Source organism: Lentzea sp. NPDC102401 (assembly GCF_044765805.1).
GTDB lineage: Bacteria > Actinomycetota > Actinomycetes > Mycobacteriales > Pseudonocardiaceae > Lentzea > Lentzea sokolovensis.
Genome location: NZ_JBIWKS010000013.1, coordinates 1 through 20,335, shown reverse-complemented (window position 1 = coordinate 20,335; position 20,335 = coordinate 1). Strand labels below are relative to the sequence as shown.

Annotated in this window: 20 protein-coding genes; 9 read left to right on the top strand and 11 right to left on the bottom strand. The window is 68.4% G+C overall.

What is annotated here, in order from left to right; genetic code table 11:
- Positions 1-29 precede the first annotated feature (29 nt).
- A complete protein-coding gene (locus tag ACIRG5_RS36010) occupies positions 30-1,193 on the top strand; it encodes an acyl-CoA dehydrogenase (RefSeq protein WP_402913399.1) in 1,164 nt (387 codons plus the stop codon).
- A 56-nt stretch (positions 1,194-1,249) separates the two neighbouring features.
- On the opposite strand, the gene ACIRG5_RS36005 is transcribed toward ACIRG5_RS36010, so the two are convergent.
- The 4 genes from ACIRG5_RS36005 to ACIRG5_RS35990 form a co-directional block, all read right to left on the bottom strand.
- On the bottom strand, positions 1,250-1,606 hold the full coding sequence (locus ACIRG5_RS36005) for a hypothetical protein (protein ID WP_402913397.1): 357 nt from the start codon (positions 1,604-1,606) through the stop codon (positions 1,250-1,252).
- Positions 1,607-1,684: 78 nt separating this feature from the next.
- Positions 1,685-2,407, bottom strand: coding sequence for a hypothetical protein (locus ACIRG5_RS36000; RefSeq protein WP_402913394.1), 723 nt, complete (start codon positions 2,405-2,407; stop codon positions 1,685-1,687).
- Between the two features lie 71 nt (positions 2,408-2,478).
- The gene (locus ACIRG5_RS35995) at positions 2,479-2,958 is read right to left on the bottom strand and encodes an SRPBCC family protein (RefSeq protein WP_402913391.1); all 480 of its coding nucleotides are present in this window, start codon (positions 2,956-2,958) and stop codon (positions 2,479-2,481) included.
- Complete coding sequence (locus ACIRG5_RS35990; protein ID WP_330278314.1) at positions 2,955-3,281, bottom strand: metalloregulator ArsR/SmtB family transcription factor; 327 nt, start codon at positions 3,279-3,281, stop codon at positions 2,955-2,957. Before ACIRG5_RS35990 ends, ACIRG5_RS35995 begins: the two co-directional genes overlap by 4 nt.
- Before the next feature lie 313 nt (positions 3,282-3,594).
- On the opposite strand from ACIRG5_RS35990, the gene ACIRG5_RS35985 reads away from it, so the two are divergent.
- The 3 genes from ACIRG5_RS35985 to ACIRG5_RS35975 all read left to right on the top strand — a co-directional run bounded on the left by ACIRG5_RS35985 (position 3,595) and on the right by ACIRG5_RS35975 (position 5,917).
- Positions 3,595-4,527, top strand: coding sequence for a trypsin-like serine peptidase (locus ACIRG5_RS35985; protein WP_402913387.1), 933 nt, complete (start codon positions 3,595-3,597; stop codon positions 4,525-4,527).
- A gap of 85 nt (positions 4,528-4,612) precedes the next feature.
- The gene (locus ACIRG5_RS35980) at positions 4,613-5,371 is read left to right on the top strand and encodes an META domain-containing protein (RefSeq protein ID WP_402913384.1); all 759 of its coding nucleotides are present in this window, start codon (positions 4,613-4,615) and stop codon (positions 5,369-5,371) included.
- A gap of 129 nt (positions 5,372-5,500) precedes the next feature.
- Positions 5,501-5,917, top strand: a complete 417-nt coding sequence (locus tag ACIRG5_RS35975) for a DoxX family protein (protein WP_402913381.1) — start codon at positions 5,501-5,503, stop codon at positions 5,915-5,917.
- Here ACIRG5_RS35975 and ACIRG5_RS35970 read toward each other — a convergent pair.
- The 3 genes from ACIRG5_RS35970 to ACIRG5_RS35960 all read right to left on the bottom strand — a co-directional run bounded on the left by ACIRG5_RS35970 (position 5,898) and on the right by ACIRG5_RS35960 (position 9,324).
- The gene (locus ACIRG5_RS35970) at positions 5,898-6,581 is read right to left on the bottom strand and encodes a TIGR03089 family protein (protein WP_402913379.1); all 684 of its coding nucleotides are present in this window, start codon (positions 6,579-6,581) and stop codon (positions 5,898-5,900) included. The genes ACIRG5_RS35975 and ACIRG5_RS35970 overlap by 20 nt on opposite strands.
- A gap of 10 nt (positions 6,582-6,591) precedes the next feature.
- Entirely contained in the window at positions 6,592-7,779 is a 1,188-nt protein-coding gene (locus tag ACIRG5_RS35965) for an LCP family protein (RefSeq protein ID WP_402913376.1), read from the bottom strand.
- Positions 7,780-7,848: 69 nt separating this feature from the next.
- Positions 7,849-9,324 (bottom strand): LCP family protein, encoded by a 1,476-nt coding sequence (locus ACIRG5_RS35960; protein ID WP_402913374.1) that lies wholly within the window; start codon positions 9,322-9,324, stop codon positions 7,849-7,851.
- Between the two features lie 195 nt (positions 9,325-9,519).
- Between ACIRG5_RS35960 and rfbB the strand changes: the two genes are divergently transcribed.
- Together rfbB and rfbD are read left to right on the top strand one after the other, a co-directional pair.
- Complete coding sequence (gene rfbB / locus ACIRG5_RS35955) at positions 9,520-10,506, top strand: dTDP-glucose 4,6-dehydratase (protein WP_402913372.1); 987 nt, start codon at positions 9,520-9,522, stop codon at positions 10,504-10,506.
- Between the two features lie 4 nt (positions 10,507-10,510).
- On the top strand, positions 10,511-11,359 hold the full coding sequence (gene rfbD / locus ACIRG5_RS35950; protein ID WP_402913369.1) for a dTDP-4-dehydrorhamnose reductase: 849 nt from the start codon (positions 10,511-10,513) through the stop codon (positions 11,357-11,359).
- Between the two features lie 252 nt (positions 11,360-11,611).
- On the opposite strand, the gene ACIRG5_RS35945 is transcribed toward rfbD, so the two are convergent.
- From ACIRG5_RS35945 to ACIRG5_RS35930, 4 genes are all read right to left on the bottom strand, one after another.
- On the bottom strand, positions 11,612-12,703 hold the full coding sequence (locus ACIRG5_RS35945) for a glycosyltransferase family 4 protein (RefSeq protein ID WP_402913366.1): 1,092 nt from the start codon (positions 12,701-12,703) through the stop codon (positions 11,612-11,614).
- A complete protein-coding gene (locus ACIRG5_RS35940; protein WP_402913363.1) occupies positions 12,704-15,190 on the bottom strand; it encodes a glycosyltransferase in 2,487 nt (828 codons plus the stop codon).
- 3 nt (positions 15,191-15,193) lie between these two features.
- Positions 15,194-15,745: a hypothetical protein gene (locus tag ACIRG5_RS35935; RefSeq protein WP_402913360.1), complete on the bottom strand. Its 552-nt coding sequence runs from the start codon at positions 15,743-15,745 to the stop codon at positions 15,194-15,196.
- Between the two features lie 70 nt (positions 15,746-15,815).
- Positions 15,816-16,718 carry a glycosyltransferase family 2 protein gene (locus ACIRG5_RS35930; protein ID WP_402913357.1) on the bottom strand — a complete coding sequence of 301 codons (903 nt, stop codon included), beginning with the start codon at positions 16,716-16,718 and terminating at the stop codon, positions 15,816-15,818.
- Between the two features lie 20 nt (positions 16,719-16,738).
- On the opposite strand from ACIRG5_RS35930, the gene ACIRG5_RS35925 reads away from it, so the two are divergent.
- The 3 genes from ACIRG5_RS35925 to ACIRG5_RS35915 all read left to right on the top strand — a co-directional run bounded on the left by ACIRG5_RS35925 (position 16,739) and on the right by ACIRG5_RS35915 (position 19,849).
- Entirely contained in the window at positions 16,739-17,710 is a 972-nt protein-coding gene (locus tag ACIRG5_RS35925; protein WP_402913355.1) for a glycosyltransferase family 4 protein, read from the top strand.
- Positions 17,711-17,790: 80 nt separating this feature from the next.
- Complete coding sequence (locus ACIRG5_RS35920) at positions 17,791-18,918, top strand: glycosyltransferase family 4 protein (RefSeq protein ID WP_402913963.1); 1,128 nt, start codon at positions 17,791-17,793, stop codon at positions 18,916-18,918.
- Between the two features lie 76 nt (positions 18,919-18,994).
- The gene (locus tag ACIRG5_RS35915; RefSeq protein WP_402913352.1) at positions 18,995-19,849 is read left to right on the top strand and encodes a glycosyltransferase family 2 protein; all 855 of its coding nucleotides are present in this window, start codon (positions 18,995-18,997) and stop codon (positions 19,847-19,849) included.
- Positions 19,850-20,335: the final 486 nt, after the last annotated feature.

Below are 20,335 nucleotides of genomic sequence, written 5' to 3'. Positions count from 1 at the left end.
ACGAGTACTCGCTACCGGGAGGTAACAAGGTGAACCCGAGCTTCGGCACCTATCAGCTCGCCGAGGAGCACGAGGCGCTGCGAGAGGCCGTCCGCTCGCTCGCCGAGAAGGAGATCAAGCCGTACGCGGCCGAGGTCGACGAGAACGAGCGCTTCCCGGTAGAGGCCCACAACGCCCTGGTCAAGGCAGGCTTCGCGGCCGTCCACGTGCCGGAGACCTACGACGGCCAGGGCGCGGACTCCGTCGCCACCTGCATCGTCATCGAGGAAGTGGCCCGCGTCTGCGCGTCGTCCTCGCTGATCCCGGCCGTGAACAAGCTCGGCACCATGCCGATCCTCCTCTCGGCGTCCGAGGAACTGAAGCAGCTCGTCATGCCGTCCATCGCCTCGGGCGAGGCCATGGCCTCCTACGCTCTGTCCGAGCGCGAGGCAGGCTCCGACACGGCCTCGATGCGGACCAGGGCCGTGCTCGACGGTGACCACTGGGTGCTCAACGGCACCAAGTGCTGGATCACCAACGCCGGCGAGTCCACCTGGTACACCGTCATGGCCGTGACGGACCCCAACGCCGCGAAGAAGTCCGCCGGCATCTCGGCGTTCGTCGTGCACAAGGACGACGAGGGCTTCTCGGTGGGCCCGAAGGAGCGCAAGCTCGGCATCAAGGGCTCGCCGACCCGCGAGATCTACTTCGAGAACTGCACCATCCCCGCGAACCGGATCATCGGCGAGCCGGGCACGGGCCTCAAGACGGCTCTGAAGACGTTGGACCACACCCGCCCGACCATCGGCGCCCAGGCCGTCGGCATCGCGCAGGGCGCCCTCGAAGCCGCGGTCGCGTACGTCAAGGACCGCAAGCAGTTCGGCAAGTCCATTTCGGACTTCCAGGGCGTCCAGTTCATGCTCGCCGACATGGCGATGAAGATCGAGGCGGCCCGCCACATGGTCTACGTCGCCGCAGCCAAGGCAGAACGCGGCGAGCCGAACATCGGCTTCATCACCGCAGCCGCCAAGTGCTTCGCCTCCGACGTGGCCATGGAGGTCACCACGGACGCGGTGCAGCTCTTCGGCGGCGCCGGCTACACGCGCGACTTCCCGGTCGAGCGGATGATGCGGGACGCGAAGATCACGCAGATCTACGAGGGCACGAACCAGATCCAGCGCGTCGTGATGTCGCGCGCCGTGCTCAACGGCTAGGTCAACGACCCTGTGATCGGCCTGGAGGCTCGTCCTCCAGGCCGATCATTGTCGAGTCAGGCGGCCACGCACGTGCCGATCGCCTCGCCGACGGCTCCCTTCGCCCCAAGCACGCAGGGCGACTCCGGCGTGAGCGACTTGTCGGCGAGCTGCTGCCCGAACGCGATGGCGACGTTCATCATCCGCGTCGGACTCCCGCTGTCCACGGCCGCCTTCACCGCCGCGGACCGAGCTTCCTCGGTCGTGCACGACAAATCGGTGCCGAACTTGTCCACGCGCGGCAGCCACAGAGCCTTCGAACCGGCAGCGCACGGCACGACTTCCCAGCGCGAGCCCGGAGCGGCGTGGGCGAGCGGAGCGGACAGCACGGCGAAGCCGAGCATGACGGACAGAGCCACGAGGAAACGTCCCATGCGCCCGAACGTAACCACGCCCCAGTGTCCCCGACCGGGGGAACCGTTGTCACCAAAGGTGATTACGGTCCACCAACCTCAAGCAAGGTAGAGGGCTGTCGGCAGAACGACCATTGTGGACGATTCCCGGCGCACCGCACGCCCGAAGCAGATGGCGGTGATGGTCGAGCCGTCCACGAAGACGGCCGCAGCGGAGGCCGGCACCCGTGAGCGCGGCACGGTGAAGGCGATACCGGGACCGGAAACGGCGATGTCGTTGTCTCCCAACGCGATCCGGTACGACGCCTTGACCTTCACGTAGCCCTGCGGGGAACCCGAAACGGTTCCCCCGGCGGTCAGGTCCAGCTGCACCAGCTCGTCGCGGGCGACCAGGTGTCGCAGCACCACGTCGAGCGCGCGGGCGGCGTTCGTCTCCGCTTCGAACGTCTCCCGCACGGTCTCGCTGCCCGAACGCCTGCCGCCCGCCTCGACCAGCGAACCACGAAGGCCCAGCGAACCCTCGCGTGACGTGCCGCGTTCGACCTCGCGGAGGCGTGCCTCGGCGGCGGCCTGCGGGGTTTGGCCGTACATGCTCATGATCGAGCTCTCGTCGAGCATCAGGAACGTGCGGATGCGTCCCTGTTCCAGGTCGGCCGGGGGCTCGTGGGTGGTCGCGGTGACGATCGCCAGCTTGGCGGCCTCGACGGCGGTCGCGCTCTTGTGCTCGGCGCGGCGGGCGGTCTTCGAGGCGTTTCGCCAGCCGTACACGCCGATGGCGGCCAGTACGAGGATCGCCGGTAGCAGCAGCAGTAGCGAGTTCATGGCAACCCTCCGCGTGACCGGTCACGCGGAGCATCGCCCAGATCGCCGCCCGCATTACTCCGCCGAACGGGTCACAGCGTGGCCAGGATCTCGCCCAGCCGCTCGTACGAACGCCCCGCGCCGTCGGACATGCCGGACGCCAGCACCGCGTCCCGGGCCTCCTGCGACACCAGTCGCATGGTGGTGGTCATCGTCGTCTGACCGTCCACCTCGACGAACTCCACCACGGTCACGGCCGGCGGGTTGTCCTCGAAGATCTCCGTGTTGACGATCCGCGAATGCGGCGTGACCTCCGTGTACTCCCCGTGCATCTCGAACGCGGCCGAACCGTCCGGCTGCGCCCAGCCGTAACGCCACTTGCCGCCCACGCGCAGGTCGACCTCGCAGATCGGCATCTCCCAGCCGTCGGGGCCGAGCAGCCACTGGCGCAGCAGCGACGGTGTGGTGAAAGCCTTCCACACCAACGAAGCGGGCGCGTCGAACGAGCGCGACATCGCGATCTCGGTGTCGGACGGGAGGGTGACGGTCGTGCCGAACTTCACCGTGGTCATTTCTCGTTCTCCTTCATCTCGGTCAAGAGTGCGTCCAGGCGCGAGTAGCTCGCATCCCAGAAGCGGCGGTAGTTCTCAGCCCACACGGCGACCTCCTTCAGCGGTGTCGCGTCGAGCTGGCAGGGACGCCACTGGGCTTCCCTGCCGCGGGTGATCAGGCCTGCCTTCTCCAGCACGCGCAGGTGTTTGGAGATCGCCGGGCCGCTGATGTCGAACGGCTCGGAGAGCTCCTTCACCGTTGCCGGGCCCTCGGTGAGCCGCGCGAGGATCGCCCGGCGGGTCGGGTCCGCCAGTGCGGCGAAGGTGGCGCTCAGCTGGTCCATCTCGTACCTAACCACTTGGTTATCTAACCACTGGGTTAAGTACAGCGACGAGCGTGCGGTCTGTCAACCCCCAAGTTCAAGATCGACTGTCTGGATAGCGCTTTCCAATCGGGCACATCGGTCGAAGAAATGACCCGGATGGACCTTTTTCTGGCAGGCATGGAATGGAAGCGGGGCTGAACAGAGCAACTTCAAGATATGCCTGGACACCAGGTCAGAGGCGTCGCTACGTTCGAAAAGCCGCAAGTGAACCTCGTTTAGTGAGGTATTTCGAATGAGAGCGAAAAGAACTGTTTCATTAGCGTTCGGATTTTTGCTGGCTGCTTCCGTGCTCGTGCCGACCGCGCAGGCGGCACCGAACGGCAGCGCTGCCAGCCTGGCCAGAACCTCCGACAACAAGATCCAGTCGGCCGCCGCGGCCGAGGCGTACTGGACTCCGGAGCGCATGGCCACCGCGATCCCGGCTCAGGCTCCCGCCACGGTTCAGGCCGCTTCCCCACACCAGCCCTCGGGTCGTGCGGGCAGCATCGAAGGGGTCGCACCCTCGGTGAAGGTCAAGACCGAGCAGGCGCAGGGCATCGGGACGATGCTCAACGAGTCGGCCACGGTCGGAAAGGTGTACTTCACCAACCCGGCCAACGGCCTGAACTACGTCTGCTCCGGCGCGACCGTGAGCAGCGCCAAGAGGAAGCTGGTCCAGACGGCGGGGCACTGCGTGCACGGCGGTGCCGGCGGCCAGTGGATGAGCAACTGGGTGTTCGTGCCTCGCTACCGCAACGGCGCGCGCCCCTTCGGCACGTGGAGTGCCTACCAGCTCACGTCTCGCACTGCCTGGATCAACTCCAGCAACAGTGACGAGGACATGGGCATCGTCATCATGCAGACCCTTGGCGGCAGTTCGATCGCGAACGTCGTGGGCGGCAACGGGTTGCGCTGGAACTGGGGCTACTCGGTGTCCGTCACGATCCTCGGCTACCCCGCGGGTGCGCCGTTCACCGGTGAGCTGCAGTACTTCTGCCAGGGCACGACCTGGAACGGCCACAGCCAGCAGGTGCGGGCCTGGTGCAACATGACCGGCGGATCGTCCGGCGGACCGTGGCTGCAGGAGTACAACGACCAGAACGGGCTGGGCTACATCAACAGTGTGGTCAGCCATCGGCACGCCGACGCGAGCCAGATGGACGGGCCGTACTTCGACAACGACATCAAGAGCCTCTACGACTTCGCTGAGTCGCTGTCCCCGTGACATCGAATTCTCCGTTGGCCGGGCGCGGAAATCCCGCTCCCGGCCTTCGGGCAACCACAGGGCCACGACGTTCCGTCCTACTCGCATGAGCACCCGAATCGCCCTCGCCGTCCTGATGCTGGCCGCCACCGCCTGCACGAGTCCCTCCGCGGGGCAGGGCGCGAACCTGCGGGGCAAGGTGTACGTCTCGTCCTCCGTCACCGAACAGGGCAAGCCGCGCGCCCTGGTCGAGGGCACGAGGGTGGAACTGAGATTCACCGACGACGACCGGTTGATCGCGAGCGCCGGCTGCAACCAGATGCAGAGCCCGGTGAAGCTCGACGACGGCAAGCTCTCCGTCGCCGACCTCGCCATGACCGCGATGGGCTGCCCGAAACCCGAGTTGCACCAACAGGACGAGTGGCTGTCGAACCTGCTCCGCGCCACACCGTCCTGGAAGCTCGACGGCACCAACCTCGTGCTCACCGGGGCGGATACCGAGATCGTGCTCGCGACGGAACAGCCCGCCACCCTGGAGGGCACCTGGACCGTCGACGGACTCGTCAAGCGCGACGCCGTCTCGTCCGTGCCCGCGGGCGTGAAGGCCACGATCTCCTTCAAGAACGGCACCGTGGCCGTGGACACCGGCTGCAACTTCAACGGCGGGGAACTGCCGTACGAACTGACCGGCCAGACGATCAAGGTCGCGCTCGGGCCCATCACCGACAAGGGATGCGGCGAGGTGAACGAGGTGGAGACGGCCGTCACGGAGGCGTTGGGGAAGGGAGAGTTCACCTACAAGATCAACCGCTCCTCGCTGATCCTGACCAACGCCGAGGGCGCCGGTCTGACGCTCAAGAAGTAGCGGGACCAGCGAACCTAAGGACTCGCTGTTGGATTCCTGTCGAAATCATGAGGTCGTTCAAATCTGCACTAGTTTTGGTTCGAGGCTGAACGACCTACAGCTGAACGACAGGATCGGGGAGCAAGCAACATGGTCAAGGACATCGCCGCACTCATCGGGCGCATCGCCGTCGGCATCGTGTTCGTCGCGCACGGCTGGCAGAAGTTCACCGAGTTCGGCATGGCGGGTACCGCTGGCTCGTTCGACAAGATGGGCGTGCCGCTGCCGACGCTGTCCGCGTGGTTCGCCGCGTCGGTCGAGTTCGCCGGTGGCCTCGCGCTGATCGCCGGTGTGGCGCTGCCGGTCGTCGGCGTGCTGCTCGCCGTCGACATGCTCGGCGCCTGGGTCCTCGTGCACCTGCCGAACGGCCTGCTCGGCGAGGGTGGCGCCGAACTGGTCATCGTGCTCGGCGCGGCCGCCCTCGCACTCGGCTTCAACGGTGGTGCCTACTCGTTGGACCGCGTGCTGTTCAAGAACAACAAGGTGCTCAACCCAGCAGCTGCGTGACCTTCTCGCTCTCCCGGCGCGCGGCCAACCGGCCCGCGTCGGGATTGCTCACCTGCACCAGTGAGCCGCCGGCCGCGAGTACGGCCAGAAAGCCTTCCAGCACAGCGGAAGTGGAGTCCCACTCCAGAGTGGACAGCACGCGCGGCTCGGAGCCGAGCTTCGCGCCGAACTCGCGTGCCTGAGCGACCACCTCATCCACAGTGGACTCGCCCAGTGCGGGCGTGGAGCCCGCGATCGGCTCCCACGGCATGAAGTCGTCGCCGTGCGCGCGCACGTCGTCGGCGTAGTCGACGGGGGCGCCGGAGCCCAAACCCATGGGATGCAACGAGGCCACGGCCACGACGTCCGCGTCGGCAGTACCGCCGGGCGGCACCACGGCCACCTTGGCGTCGGAGCCGGCGCCGACCACACGGGCGCCGCACCACCAGGCGCCGAGCAGCAGGCCCACGGTCTGCCAGTGCGCGGGCAGCAGCACCGCGACCGAGTCACCCGGTTCGACGTCGTGCTCGTCACGCAGCCAGTTCGCCGTCTTCGCGGCCCAGTTCTTCACGGTCGCGCGCGAGAGTTCGATCCGCGTGTTCGCCGCGTCGTCGTAGTGCGTGATCAGCGGACGACCCGGATCGGCCTTCAGCAACGGCGTGAAGAGGATCTCGGTCACGCTCACGCGGTACTCCCTAGTCGACGCACGGCACATCCTGGCGCGCTGCGGCAGCGTGCGCGCCGTCCAGCGAGAGCAGCTTTTCAGGGCCGAACCGCGCGGGCGTACTCGGGGTCGTCGACGAGGGAACGGGCTTCGGGGTCTCGCCGATCAGCTGCGCCACCCACGCCTTCACCGCCTCGCGGTCGACCGTCACGATGCTCTGCCCGCGTTCGTTGCGGCCGTCGATGCTCGTCACCGGGATCGTGGCGAACTCCACGTTGCCCGACGCGAGGCCCTGCGCCTGCGCCGCCAGCGTCGCGAGGTCGAGGTTCTGGTCCACGACGACGGACTTCGACACCGCGTCGAGCAGCCCGCTCATCTTCGCCGGATCGGTGAACGTGCCCGCGGACAGCAGCTGCTTCATCGCCTGCGACATGAACACCTGCTGGCGCGCGATCCGCCCCAGGTCACCTCCGGGCATGTTCCGCTGCCGCACGAACGACAACGCGTCACCGCCCGAGATCGTCTGCGGGCCCGCGCGGAAGTTCGCGCCGGAGTTCGGGTCCGACGTGCCGGCCTTCAGGCACACCTGCACGCCGCCGATCACCTCGGTCAGCAGGTAGAAGCCGTAGAGGTTGATCTCGGCGTAGTGGTCGACGCGCATTCCCGTCAGGTCCTGCACGGCCTGCACCAGCGCCTTGCGTCCCGCCTCGTCCGACCTGCGCTCGCGCTCCTGCTGGTCGCTCACGCCCTCGGCCTGCAACCGTTCCGCAGTCAGGTACTTCACCGCGCCGTACGCGGAATTGATCTTGTCCTCGCGGTAGCCGGCGATCGGGACGTACGTGTCGCGTGGAATCGAGATGGCGCTCACCTTGCCGCCGTTGCGGGGCACGCGCATCACGATGATCGTGTCCGTGTTCACCGTGTCCGTGCCCTCGGTGCGCAACTTGCGCAGCACGTCGGCGGGAAGCGGCCGGCCCTGCGCGTCCGTCCGGCTGTCGCTGCCCACCAGCAGGACGTCCATCGCGCCGTCCTCGACGGGCGGCGAGTTCGGGATGTCCTCCAGCACCTGGAGGATCTGCGTGGTGTTGGTGTTCTGCTTCACCAGCCGCAGCGCGGTCCAGAAGTAGCCGGAGAACGCCAGCGTCACCACGGCGACAAGCGCGATCACCACACGGCCGATGACCCGTGCGGTTTTCTTCGCGCGTGCGGCAGTGCTCAACGGTCGGCCCTTCGTGTGCTGGTTCTGCGTGCTCAGCGTAACTATCGCAAGCGCGTTACGCCGGGGCTTTCAGTTCACGCAGACCAGTCCGCCCGCCGTGATCGGCGGGGTGCTGCTCGAGCTGGCGGCCGTCGACGTGCCGGGAACGCCCTGGGGGTCGATGTCCTCCGAGTCGTCGCCCTGCGCCTGGTAGTCGCCGCCGACGAAGACCTGGATCTGTCCCTTTCGGACGGTCGCGTCCTCTTCGACGCCGACGTTCGGGCCGAGTTCCGCCGCGACCTTGCGCGCGGAGCCCTCTTCGCCGGTCGCGTACCGCACGACGGTGGTGTCGCTGTTCTGCGGCGCCGACGCCACGGGACCGCGCTGGAAACCCTTGGCCGCCAACGTGTTCATCACCTGCGACGCGAGACCCTGGATGCCCGCGGCGTTGAAGACCTGCACGGTGATCGAGGAGTTCGGCGGCGCGGGGAGGCTGGTGGTCGTCGTCGGGGCCTTGCTCGTCGTGTCCTTCTCCGCGGCCAGGTCGGTGAGGAACCTGCGCACCTGCGCGGGGTTCACCGGCAGCACGTTGCCGTCACCGTAGGTGTCCGTCGGGTCGCCCACCGGAATGGTCTTGAACTGGAAGTTGCCGCCCACGAGGCCCTGCATCTGCTCGGCGAACGTGGTGATGTCCCAGCCGGAACTGAGGATCACCGACTTCTGCACGGCCTCGACCAGCCCGTTGAGCTTGTCCGTGTCCGTCAGCGTGCCGGTCGACAGCACCTTCTTCGCGAGGGCGCCGATGAACACCTGCTGGCGCACGATCCGGTCGAGGTCGCCGCCGGGCAGGTTCTTGCGCTGCCGCACGAACGACAGCGCGGCAGCGCCCTCGATCGTCTGCTGGCCCGCCTTGAAGTTCGCGCCGGAGTCGCGGTCGGAGGTCGGCTCCTTCAGACACACCTCGACGCCGCCGATGGCCTTGGTGACCTCGTAAAAGCTCGCCAGGTTGACCTCGGCGTAACGGTCGATCCGCACCTGGTTGCCGGAGAGGCCCTCGATCGTCTTGATCAGCGTCTTGCGGCCGGCGGCCATCGACTCGGTGCGGATCCGCGCCTCGTCCGTCACGCCCTGTGAGCGCAGCTGCTGGTCGACGGTGTTGCGCTGGCGCGCGAACGCCGAGTTGAGCTTGTGCTTGCCGAACCCGTCCGCCATCTCGACGTAGGAGTCGCGGGGGAACGAGATCGCGACCGCGCGGGTGCCGTCGACCGGGATGTGCACGAGGATCATGGTGTCGGTGTTCTGCTCGCCGTCGGCGACGCCGCCGTTGAGCATGGCCAGCACCTCCTCCGACAGCGGGTTGCCCTGCGCGTCGGTGCGGCTGTCGATGCCGACCAGCAGGATGTCGACCGCGCCGTCGAGCGGCTTGGGCCCCTGCTTGGCGAGTTCCTCGGAGATGACCTCGGTCTTGACGATGCCGTCGTTCGTCGTGCGCAGCTTGTTCCAGCCGTACGACGTGACGAGAAGCACAGCGGCCGAGACGAGCGCGACGAAGATCTTCCCCGTCATCAGGAAAGCGCGAAAGGCCCCATGCGGCCGGGTGCTCACCACCCTGACCGGCAGAGTTCTGCCTTCCACAGCCGTTTCCTCCCCCACACCGCGAGCTTAGTTCTTTTATAAGTCAGACGACGTGACGTTGCTGTGGGTTGCAGCGATTAGGTACGTGACAGACTGCGAGCGGGGAACACCACGGGAGGAAATGGCATGCGCGTACTGGTGACAGGTGGGGCCGGGTTCATCGGCTCGCACTACGTGCGGGAGTTGGTGAGCGGGTCCTACCCGGCGTTCGCCGGTGCCGAAGTGGTGGTGCTCGACAAGCTCACCTACGCGGGTAGCGAGACCAACCTCGCGCCGGTCGCGGGCAAGTTCGAGTTCGTGCGTGGCGACATCTGCGACGCGGACGTGGTCGCCGAGCAGATGCGCGGCATCGACGTCGTCGTGCACTTCGCGGCCGAATCGCACGTGGACCGGTCCATCACCGGATCGGCGGACTTCGTGCTCACGAACGTCCTGGGTACGCAGACGCTGCTGCAGGGCGCCCTCAACGCGGGCGTGGGCCGGTTCGTGCACGTTTCGACGGACGAGGTCTACGGCTCGATCGAGGACGGCTCCTGGACCGAGACGCACATCCTCGAACCGAACTCCCCGTACTCGGCCTCCAAGGCCTCTTCCGACCTGTTGGCGCGTGCGTTCCACCGCACTCACGGACTGCCCGTGAGCATCACTCGGTGTTCGAACAATTACGGGCCGTATCAGTTCCCCGAAAAGGTGATTCCGCTCTTCGTCACCAATTTGATCGACGGCGGGAAGGTGCCTCTCTACGGCGACGGCCTGAACGTGCGCGACTGGCTGCACGTGGCCGACCACTGCCGCGGCATCCAGCTCGTCGCCGAGGGCGGCCGGCCGGGGGAGATCTACAACATCGGCGGCGGCACCGAGCTCACCAACCGCGAGCTGACCGAGAAGCTGCTGGAGGCGACGGGCCGCGACTGGTCGGCCGTCGAACCGGTGCAGGACCGCTTGGGCCACGACCGCCGCTACTCGGTCGACATCTCCAAGATCGCCTCCGAACTGGGCTACGCGCCGCAGGTCGACTTCACCGTCGGTCTCTCCGACACGGTCGACTGGTACCGCGAGAACCGCGCCTGGTGGGAGCCGCTCAAGGAGCGCGCGGCGCTGGCGAAGGGCTGAGAAGGTGATCCTCGTTCCCGGTGGTCGTGGCCAGCTCGGCCACGACCTCGCCGCCCTGTCCGCCGACGTCCGCGCGGTGTCCTCCGCTGAACTGGACGTGACGAAGGTCGTGGCCGCGGACCTGGCCGGTGCCTCCGCGGTGATCAACTGCGCCGCGTACACCGCCGTCGACGCCGCCGAGACCGACGAGGACCGCGCGTTCGCGGTCAACGCCGTCGGCCCTGGTCTGCTTGCACAGGCGTGCGCTTCCCTTGGCATTCCGATGATCCACGTCTCGACGGACTACGTGTTCGCCGGCGATGGCACGCGGCCCTACGAGACTTCTGACCCGGTCGATCCGAAGTCCGCTTACGGCCGCACAAAACTCGAAGGCGAACGCCGAGTGCTGGAGGCGGGCGGCTACGTCGTGCGCACCTCGTGGGTGTACGGCGTGCAAGGCTCGAACTTCGTGAAGACCATGGCAGCGCTGGAATCCTCGCGACCATCTCTGTCCGTTGTGGATGATCAGGCCGGTTCGCCGACGTGGTCGCACGACCTCGCGGCCGGACTTCTCGAGCTGGCCTCGGTTCTGCCCGAGACGCGTCTGCTGCACGCTACCGGCGGCGGTGAAACCACCTGGTTCCGTTTCGCACAGGCCGTTTTCGAGGAGCTCGGCGCCGATCCCGCGCGCGTCCAGCCCTGCACCACGGCGGACTTCCCGCGCCCGGCCCCGCGACCCGCCTACTCGGTGCTGTCGGGTGCCGCGTGGGCAGCGGCGGGACTACGCCCGTTGCCGCACTGGCGAAGCGCCCTTTCGGAGGCAGTCCGCGCCGGGGTGGTAGCTCCTCGTGCCGGTGCTGCGCCATTGGGGTGACCGGTCTGGCACGGTAGTCCCAAGTACGGGAGCCTGTTCGGCATGTTCGATTCCGGGCGCACACCTCAGCGTCCCGTGACAACGGATTCCGATCGGCAACGCTTCCTGAAATGCGTTGCCGTTGTCACGGGCTCGCGTCAGGTGTCGATGAGCCAGCTCGACAAGCGTTCGCCGAGGCCGCGCTCTCGGTGAAGTCGTTGGGGCGTCTGCAAGTACCACCGACCGCGAGCCGGTAGTACTTGCAGACGCACTTCAGGCCTTGCTCCGCCGGTACGCCTCGACCGTCTTCTCCGCGCACCGCCGCCAGGTGAACCCGGACGCGTGCGCACGCCGTTCGGACTGCGCCTCCGGAGTGGTCGGCGCCGCGACGGCCTGAGCCAGCCCGTGGGCCAGTGCCTCGACGTCCCCGACCGGTACGTGCAGCGCGTGCCCACCGGCGACCTCGCGCAACGCGGGCACGTCCGAGCACACCACAGGAACGTTGCAGGCCAATGCTTCCAGCACGGGCAGTCCAAAGCCCTCGTCCCGCGACGGCAGCACCAGCGCCGTCGCCCCGGCCACCACCGAACGCAGGTGCACGTCGGACAGGTAGCCGGTCCGCAGCACCCGGCCCTCCACACCGGACCGGCCGGGCCCGACGATCACCAGCGGCGGCAGCGACGGATCGGACGCGTGCGCCTTGATCAGGTACTCGAGGCCCTTGCGCGGCCCGGCCGCACCCACGAACAGCAGGTACTCCGAGCCCAGACCCAGCCGTCCGCGCAACGTCGGCGACGGCGGCCGCGAGGCGAACCAGGCGGGGTCGACGCCCAGCGGCGTCACCACGATCTTCTCCAGCGGCACCGAGAACCGGTCCGCGACGACCGAGGCGACGGCCGCGGTCGGCGTGCAGATCACGTCCGCGCGCTGAGCCGACAGCCGGACGAGTTCGGGCAGCCGGCGGTCCGACGGCGGGAGGTCGCCGGGCGCGTCCAGGAACGCCAGGTCGTGGATCGTGACGACCTTGCCGGCCCGGATCGTCGGCGGCAGCACGAAGTTCGTGGCGTGCATGACGTCGGTGAACCCGGCCAGCATCTCGACCGGCGGGAACGGGCCGCGCAGCCACAGTTCGCGCAGCGCCCGTGCCGAGACGGGCAGGCCGCGCGCGGTCACGTCGTGCGGGAGAACGGTGCGCAACGCACGCCAGCCGCGCAGCGTGAACGCCACGGCCCGTACGTCGACGTCGTCCGTCATCGACGCCAGTTCTTCGGCCAGCGCCGAGGTGTAGCGGCCGATTCCGGTGCGATGTCCTAGCAGAGGGGTGCCGTCGAGCAGCACCTTGAGGGGTTTCGGGGATCTCGCCATTTACCTGCCACCACGCGCGATTTTCCGCAGACGCCCCGTCGCCCGCTTGGCCAACTCGGTCGGGCCACCCGCGTCCAGGTACTCGCGCACCAGGTGCAGGTCCCGCTTCACCTTGTCCGTCGTGCTGAGCCCCGGTGTGCGCACCATGGGGGCCGAGCCGGGCAGACGGTCCGCGGCGGGCCTGGGGTTGCGGCAGAACTCGGCCAGCGGCGCGAGTGCCGTCTCCCAGGTGAACCGTTCGCGGACGACGGCGATGCGCTCACGGCACGCGGCCGCGAACTCCTCGTCGTAGAGCACCTTCTCCAGCGCGTCGGCCAGTGCCTCCGGGTTCTCCGGCGGCACGACGACGCCCAAACCCTCGCGCTCCACCAGGTCCGCGAACGAGTCGCCGGACGTGGTGACGATCGGCAGGCCCGCCCACAGGTAGTCGAGCACCCGAGTGCGGAACGCGAACGTGGTCTCCACGTGCTCGTAGTGCGTGGTGACACCGCAGTTCGCGTCGAGCAGCCAGTTCTGCCGGTCGTTGTACGGCACCCAGCCGTCGTTGAAGAACACGGTCTCGCCGGTCAGCCCCAACTGTGCGGATAGCGCCCGCGTCTGGCCGGCGATGTCCATGTCCGGGACCTCGGGATTCGGGTGCTTCATGCCGAGGAAGTACAGCTTCGCGGACGGCTGCCGCCTGCGCAGGTGGTCCATCGCCTCGATCAGCGACAGCGGGTCGAACCAGCTGTAGACGCCACCGGCCCAGATCACGACCTTTTCCGCGTCCGTGACGCCCGGCACGACGCCCTTGATCGCCGGGCCGGTGCGCTGCGGCGGCTTGCCCGACAGTCCGAAGGGGACGATCCCGAGCAGTGACTGCGTCGTGGGGTCGTTGTCGTACAACGTCGGCGTCAACCGGCCGAGCGCGGCCAGGTGGCCGAGCCAGAAGTGCCGCTGCCGTTCCGACGCGCACAGGAAGAAGTCGCCGCGTTCGAGCTGCGTGTTCAGCACCTTGGTGACGGCGGCGAGGTCGAGGGCGCGCTTGTCGTCGGCCTTGTCCTTGCCCTGTTCCAGCAGTTCCAGGTGCATCGGGTCGTACATGTCGCAGACCACGATCTTGGTCGACGACTCCTTCTTCAGCTCGCCGACCATCTCGAGCGCGTGGCCCTGCAGCACGACCACGTCCGCCCACGCGACGTGCGGCGGCAGTTCCTTCGGCCGGGCACGCTCGACGCCGAACGGGGCGTCGGGCGGCGCGCACAGCGGGTTCGTCGTGACGAGGCGCACCTGGTGCTCGCCGGACAGCACGTCGGCCATGTGCCAGGCGCGGATCGCGGGGCCGGCCATCCGGTCCGAGATCGCGTCGCCGGTGATCACCAGGATCTTGCGGGGCCTGCCGAACACGTCGTCGATGCCGAGGACGTCCACGAGGATGTCGTGCGCGGCGAGATAGCGCGGCAGGGGATAGGCCGGTTCGAGAGCCTTGCGCATCAACGGAACCAGGTCGGTGTCCGACATCCGGCGCGCGGCCTGCTCGATCCCCCGGGACTTGGCCAGCGACGGCATCAGCTCGACGAACTGGTCGATCGCGAGGAACCCCGCGAGCGACTGGCGGGACATCCCGACCGGCTCGCGGTCCTGCGCGGGGTCGGCGGGGCGGCGGGTGATCTCCAGCTGCGTGGGGTCGATCTCACCGCGGGCCGTCGCCCGGCGCACGCACAGCGCGAGCGCGGCCGGCAGCACCTTCGCCAGCGTCTCGTCGGAGAAGTTCTTGTACAGCGACATGAGCGCGTTGCGTTCCAGCAGGTACAACTCGCGGCTCTCGTGGATCGAGCTCATCGACGCGTGGTGGCGGTGGAACGTGAGCGACGCCGGTTCGTAGCGGACCCGCCAGCCGCGCAGGTTCAGCCGCCAGCCGAGGTCGACGTCCTCGTAGAACATGAAGAACCGCTCGTCGAACCCGCCGAGCTTCTTGTAGAGGTCGGTGCGGACGAACATCGCCGAGCCGGTGGCGAACAGCACGTCCTTCGGGCCGTCGTGGCTGCCGTCGTCGTCCTGGCCGGCGTGCCGCTTGTAGCCCATGCCGAACCAGGTCAGCCCGCCGTCGACGAAGTCGATCTTCTCGCCGTCCCAGTCGAGGACCTTGCTCGCGACCGCGCCGACCGCCGGTTCGGAGTGGAACACCCTGATCGCGGCCTTGATCCAGTTCCGGTCCGCGCGCGCGTCGTTGTTGAGGAACGCGAGCACCCCGCCAGTGGCGTGGTCGACGCCGAGGTTGCAGCCGCCCGCGAAGCCGAGGTTCTTCTCCGAGGTGATGATCTCGACGCCGGGCAGTTCCGCCTTCAGCCGTGCGGTGTCGTGCGCCTCGTTGTCGACGACGATCACCTGGAGCAGCTCGGCCGGGTAGTCCACCTCGGCCAGCCCCCGCACGCAGGTCACGGTGTCTTCCGCGCCGCGATAGTTGACGACCACGACGGACACGACGGGCAGCGAGACTCGATCCACGCGCTAAGCCTGCCTCATCACTCTGCGCGCCCGCAGTGTGGTTGCACAGATCAGGAGCAACACGACAGCAAGAGGGACCCCGAAGACCCACTCGGTGGACCAGTCGTTGCGCTCGGCGAGCAACGGCCGCATCAGCGGATGCCGCAGAACCGTGGCCGGGCCAGGCCGCATCTTCTTGTCCTGCTCGCCCCGCACGACTATCCGCAGCTCGGTGCCGTCCGGGCAGGTGACGCGGTGCGCGTACGCGGGGTTGTCCGGCCCCGGCACGTCCTCGACGCTGGTGATCACGCACGTCTGGGGCGTGGCGAGGACGTCCATCAACGCGCGGTGACCGTCACCGACCAGCACCGCTGTGCCGGGGATCACGACCATGAACGCGGGCAGCACGAGCCACGCCGGCCCGAGCTTGCCGACGCCCCACGCGAACGCGATCGACAGCAGGCAGCACGGCATCAGCACCGCGAGCTCGTACTGCTCGGGCACGACGGCGCCCAGCACGACCGCGACGGCGACCGCGGCGAGCCCGATCACGATGAGTGGCGCCGGCCGCCTCACGACTGCTTCCAGAGGTTCATCGTCACGGGGGACGCCTGTGGGCGGCAGGAGGTTCCATCGCCGCGGGACATCAGCGGCCGGCCCAGTCCCGCCAGACGCTCGTGCGCGGGACCTCGGTCCTGACTCTGAGGCGCTGGACGAGCGTGACGGGGAGCCTGAGCAGCACCTCGGCCAGGACCTGAGCGCGGAGCCCGAGGCGGAAGTTGGCGGCGTCCGGGACGTTCTTGCGGAACGGCAGCACGGCGGTGATCGCGGCGAACCGGGCGAGCTGGGTGAACGCGACCCCGGCGGGCGCGCACCGCAGCAGCATCAGCAGGCGGTTGCGTTCGTTCCAGCGGTGGAAGAGCGTCGAACCGGGACGCGTGCTGGCGCCGTGCTTGTGCCTGACCCGCGCCGGTCCCACCGAGATCACCCGGTGGCCGGCCAGCCGCAGCCGCCAGGCCGTGTCGGTGTCCTCGTAGTAGCAGAAGAAGCTCGCCGGGACGCCGCCCACGGCCCTGAGCTCGTCGGTCCTGAGCAGCGCCGCGCCGCCGCAGAACCCGAACACCTCGCGTCCGGCGAGCACGACATCCCTGCCGTGGCCGTCCGCGGTCAGCGCCACGCCGACGGACTGCGTCGAGCCGTCCGTGAGCAAGATCGACGAGGTGGCGGCCGCCGCTCCGGGCTCGCCGTTGAGAGCGCTCTCCAGCTCGGCGAGCCACGACGGCTCCGGCGCCGCGTCATCGTTGAGCCACGCGACGAACTGGGTGTCGACCATGTCCAGAACGGCCGCGAGACCGCCCGCGTAACCGCGGTTGCGCGGCAGCCGCACGACCTCATGTCCGCTGATCAGCTCGGCAGTGCCGTCATCGGACGCGTTGTCCACGATGATCGTCCTATGTGGACTTTTCTGGGCCGCGAGGGCGTCCAGGCACGCCGTGATGTGGTCACGGCCTCGCCACGTCACGACCACCACGGTGCTGACTGCCGACACGGCGTGAGACGGTACGCGACGTGCCCGAGCTAGTAGTGCTGACCGAGCAACTCAACGCCCCGGTCCCCGGCGGAACCGGCCGCTACACGGCGGAGTTGCTCAAGGCGTTGGGGGAGAGCGTTCCTGACGGCTGGTCCGTGGTGACCGCGGCGACGTCCCGCGCCGACCGCGTGATCAGGGTGCCGCGCCGGGCGCTGGTGGCGTTGTGGGAGCGCGGTCTTCCGCCGAAGCTCGGCCCGCACGTGCACGCCCCGACGCCACTCGCCCCACTGCCGGGCGCGGTCGTGACCGTGCACGACGTGGTGCCGTGGACGCATCCGGAGACTTTGACTCCGCGTGGGGTCGCCTGGCACCGCAAGGTGATCGCGCGGGCGGCACGCGAGGCGCGCGCTCTGGTCGTGCCGACGCACGCCGTCGCGTCTCAGTTGGCGGCGTGCGTGCGCGTCGAGGTTCCTGTGCACGTGGTGCCCAACGGCGTGACGCGACTCGTCGCCCCGCCAGCAGACGACCTGCCCCCGTCGTACGTGCTCGCCATTGGCACCGTGGAGCCGCGCAAGGGCTTCGGGCTGTTGGTGCGGGCGACCGAACGGCTGCGCGTGCCGTTGGTCGTGATCGGCCAGCAGGGCTGGGGCGACGTCGACCTGAGCGCGCCGCACGTGACGTTGCTGGGCAAGGTCTCCGACCAGCGGCTCGCCTCGGTGCTGGCCGGCGCCACCGTGCTCGCCGCACCCAGTCTGGCCGAGGGTTTCGGCCTGCCGGTGCTGGAGGCGATGGCCGCCGGCGTGCCCGTCGTGCACTCCGACGACCCGGCTCTGGTGGAGGTCGCGGGAGGCGCCGGAACCGTCGTGCGGCGCGGCGATCTGGCCTCGTTGACGGAAGGGCTGCGGGCCGTCCTGGCCGATCCTCGTCACACCGTCGAGGCCGGAATCACCCGCGCGAGTGAGTTCACCTGGGAAAATACGGCGCAGGGTGTCTGGGACACACACGCTTAACGACCGGATTAGTGCATTCCCGTTAAACGCATAAGCAAATGACATTACGCTAGCTGATCGTGCCCACCGTCGAACCCAGCGTGTTGATCGACGCCACCGCGATCCCCGCAGACCGGGGCGGCGTCGGCCGTTACGTGGATTCGCTCGTCGCGGCACTGGACGCGGACGGGGCCAGACTCTCCGTCGTGTGCCAGCCACGCGACGAGGACCTGTTCACCAAGATCGCGCCGAACGCCAGGATCATCAGGGCCGCTGACGCCGTCGCCACCAGGACGGCCCGCCTGGCCTGGGAACAGACGACGCTGCCGCGCCTGATCCGGACCCTGGGCATCGACGTGGTGCACTCACCGCACTACACACTCCCGTTGGCCGGCAAGGCCGCCTCGGTCGTGACGCTGCACGACGCCACGTTCTTCACCGACCCGGTGCTGCACTCGTCGGTGAAGGCCCGCTTCTTCCGCACCTGGACCCGAGCGTCCCTAAGACGCGCGGACCTGTGCGTGGTCCCGTCCCAGGCCACGGCTGACGAACTGGTCCGCGTGGCCGGAGCCGACCGCCGAGTCCTGCACATCGCCCAGCACGGCGTCGACACCGAACGCTTCCACCCGCCGTCACCGGACGAGGTCCTGGCGGTGCGCAAAGCCCTCTCCTTGGGGGACACGCCTTACGTGGCGTTCCTGGGGGCCCTGGAGCCCCGCAAGAACGTCCCGGCACTGATCCGCGGCTTCGCCCAGGCGATGGTGGGCCGAGCCGACCCGCCCGCGCTGGTGCTGGCCGGCCAGCCCGGCTGGGACGGCCAGGTGGAGCGCGCCCTGGACTCCGTCCCGCACCGCATCCGCGTGATCCGCGCCGGCTACCTGCCGTTCGAGCAGCTCGCCGGCTTCCTCGGCGGTGCCGAGCTGGTGGCCTATCCGTCTTTGGGCGAGGGCTTCGGGCTGCCGGTGCTGGAGGCCATGGCTTGTGGCGCGTGTGTTCTGACGACGCGCCGGCTGTCGCTGCCCGAGGTGGGCGGCGAGGCCGTCGCCTACTGCGGTGTCGGCGCCGGTGACATCGCCGCCGCCGTCGCCGACCTGCTGGACGACCCGGCTCGCCGGGCCTCGCTCGCGGCTTCCGGGCAGCAGCGGGCCAAGGACTTCTCGTGGGCGGTCAGTGCCGATCGTCACCGGCTGGCCTACGGGCGCGCGGCGTTGGTGCGGCGCCGGCGCTGACGCCTCGGTGCACCGGCTCGGTGTGCTGGCTTGGTGCGGCTTCGGCGGCTGACCGGGCGACGCTAGGGTGACGCGCGTGAACTACGGCGACGGACTTGGTGTCGTGACGGTCACGTACTCGCCGGGCGAGACGCTGGCTCCCTTTGTGGACACCCTTTCGAAGGCAACTTCCCGGCCGGTGCAGGTGATCCTGGCCGACAACGGGTCCACCGACGGGGTTCCCGAGGAGGTTGCCGCATCTCGGGATCATGTGACGTTCCTGTCCACCGGGGGAAACCTCGGATACGGCGGTGGGGCCAATCGTGGCGTCGCCGCTCTGGGGCCCGACGTCGGGTGGGTGTTGATCTCCAACCCTGACATCGAGTTCGCGCCCGGCAGTGTGGACGCGTTGATCGCCGCTGGTGAGCGGTGGCCTCGGGGCGGGATGTTCGGGCCCTTGATCCGGGAACCCTCTGGGGAGGTCTACCCGTCTGCTCGGCTGTTGCCCTCGCTCGGGCGTGGGGTTGGGCATGCCCTGTTCGGGGCTGTCTGGAAGTCCAACCCCTGGACTCGGGCCTATCGGCAGGAGAAGTCGCCCGTCGAGCGGGCTGCCGGGTGGTTGTCGGGGTCCTGCTTCTTGATGCGGCGTGAGGCTTTCGACTCCGTTGGCGGGTTCGACGAGCGGTACTTCATGTACTTCGAGGACGTTGACCTCGGAGAACGTGTCGGTGCGGCTGGGTGGGTCAACGTCTACGTGCCTGAGGCCGAGGTCGTGCACATCGGGGGGCACTCGACTGCCCGGTCTTCGGATCGGATGTTGAGGGAGCATCATCGGAGTGCTTATCGGTACTTGGCTGATCGGCATGCCGGGGTGGTTTGGGCGCCGTTCCGGGGTGTGTTGAAGGCTGGGCTCGGGTTGAGGGCTTGGGTTCTCACTCGGAAGAGTGCCTGACGCCTTCGGCGTGGGCGCGTCGGTTTCGTGGGTCGTCCCCCGGTTTCGTTGGCGGGTGCCTGGTTCGTGTTCGTGGGTGGTTGGGGTGCGTGCTGGTGTGGCGGCTGATTCCTGGGGCTCCGCCCCAGACCCCGCCAATCTGATCAAAAGCCGGGGTCTACGCCGTGCGCGGGTTGATGGCACGCCTGTTGCGTTGGGCGGAGTGGCGTTGCGTAGGTGGGCGCGTTGGTGGGGTGGCTTCGTCACGAGCCGAGCCAAGAGCGGGCCACAGCTGGGAAGGGATGTCAAACGGACGAAAAGCGTGTCCGTTTGACATCCCTTCCCAGCTGCAGCAAGAGCTGTGGCACGACTCGTGACGAAGCCACCCCACCCTGACCGCGCGGTAAAGACGGCTCGCCTAATGAGTGCTGAGCCGGTCGTCTGGCAGGCTCGGTTCTGGTAGCGCTGGTGGGTGAGCACTCTGCTCGCCTGGACTGTGAGTCCTTG

What these genes read in the sequence shown, in the direction of transcription:
- ACIRG5_RS35980 (WP_402913384.1), top strand. Translation starts at nt 4,613, where the DNA reads ATGAGCACCCGAATCGCCCTCGCCGTCCTGATGCTGGCCGCCACCGCC.
- ACIRG5_RS35995 (WP_402913391.1), bottom strand. Translation starts at nt 2,958, where the DNA reads ATGACCACGGTGAAGTTCGGCACGACCGTCACCCTCCCGTCCGACACC.
- rfbB (WP_402913372.1), top strand. Translation starts at nt 9,520, where the DNA reads ATGCGCGTACTGGTGACAGGTGGGGCCGGGTTCATCGGCTCGCACTAC.
- ACIRG5_RS35990 (WP_330278314.1), bottom strand. Translation starts at nt 3,281, where the DNA reads ATGGACCAGCTGAGCGCCACCTTCGCCGCACTGGCGGACCCGACCCGC.
- ACIRG5_RS35960 (WP_402913374.1), bottom strand. Translation starts at nt 9,324, where the DNA reads ATGACGGGGAAGATCTTCGTCGCGCTCGTCTCGGCCGCTGTGCTTCTC.
- ACIRG5_RS36005 (WP_402913397.1), bottom strand. Translation starts at nt 1,606, where the DNA reads ATGGGACGTTTCCTCGTGGCTCTGTCCGTCATGCTCGGCTTCGCCGTG.
- ACIRG5_RS35945 (WP_402913366.1), bottom strand. Translation starts at nt 12,703, where the DNA reads ATGGCGAGATCCCCGAAACCCCTCAAGGTGCTGCTCGACGGCACCCCT.
- ACIRG5_RS35975 (WP_402913381.1), top strand. Translation starts at nt 5,501, where the DNA reads ATGGTCAAGGACATCGCCGCACTCATCGGGCGCATCGCCGTCGGCATC.
- ACIRG5_RS36000 (WP_402913394.1), bottom strand. Translation starts at nt 2,407, where the DNA reads ATGAACTCGCTACTGCTGCTGCTACCGGCGATCCTCGTACTGGCCGCC.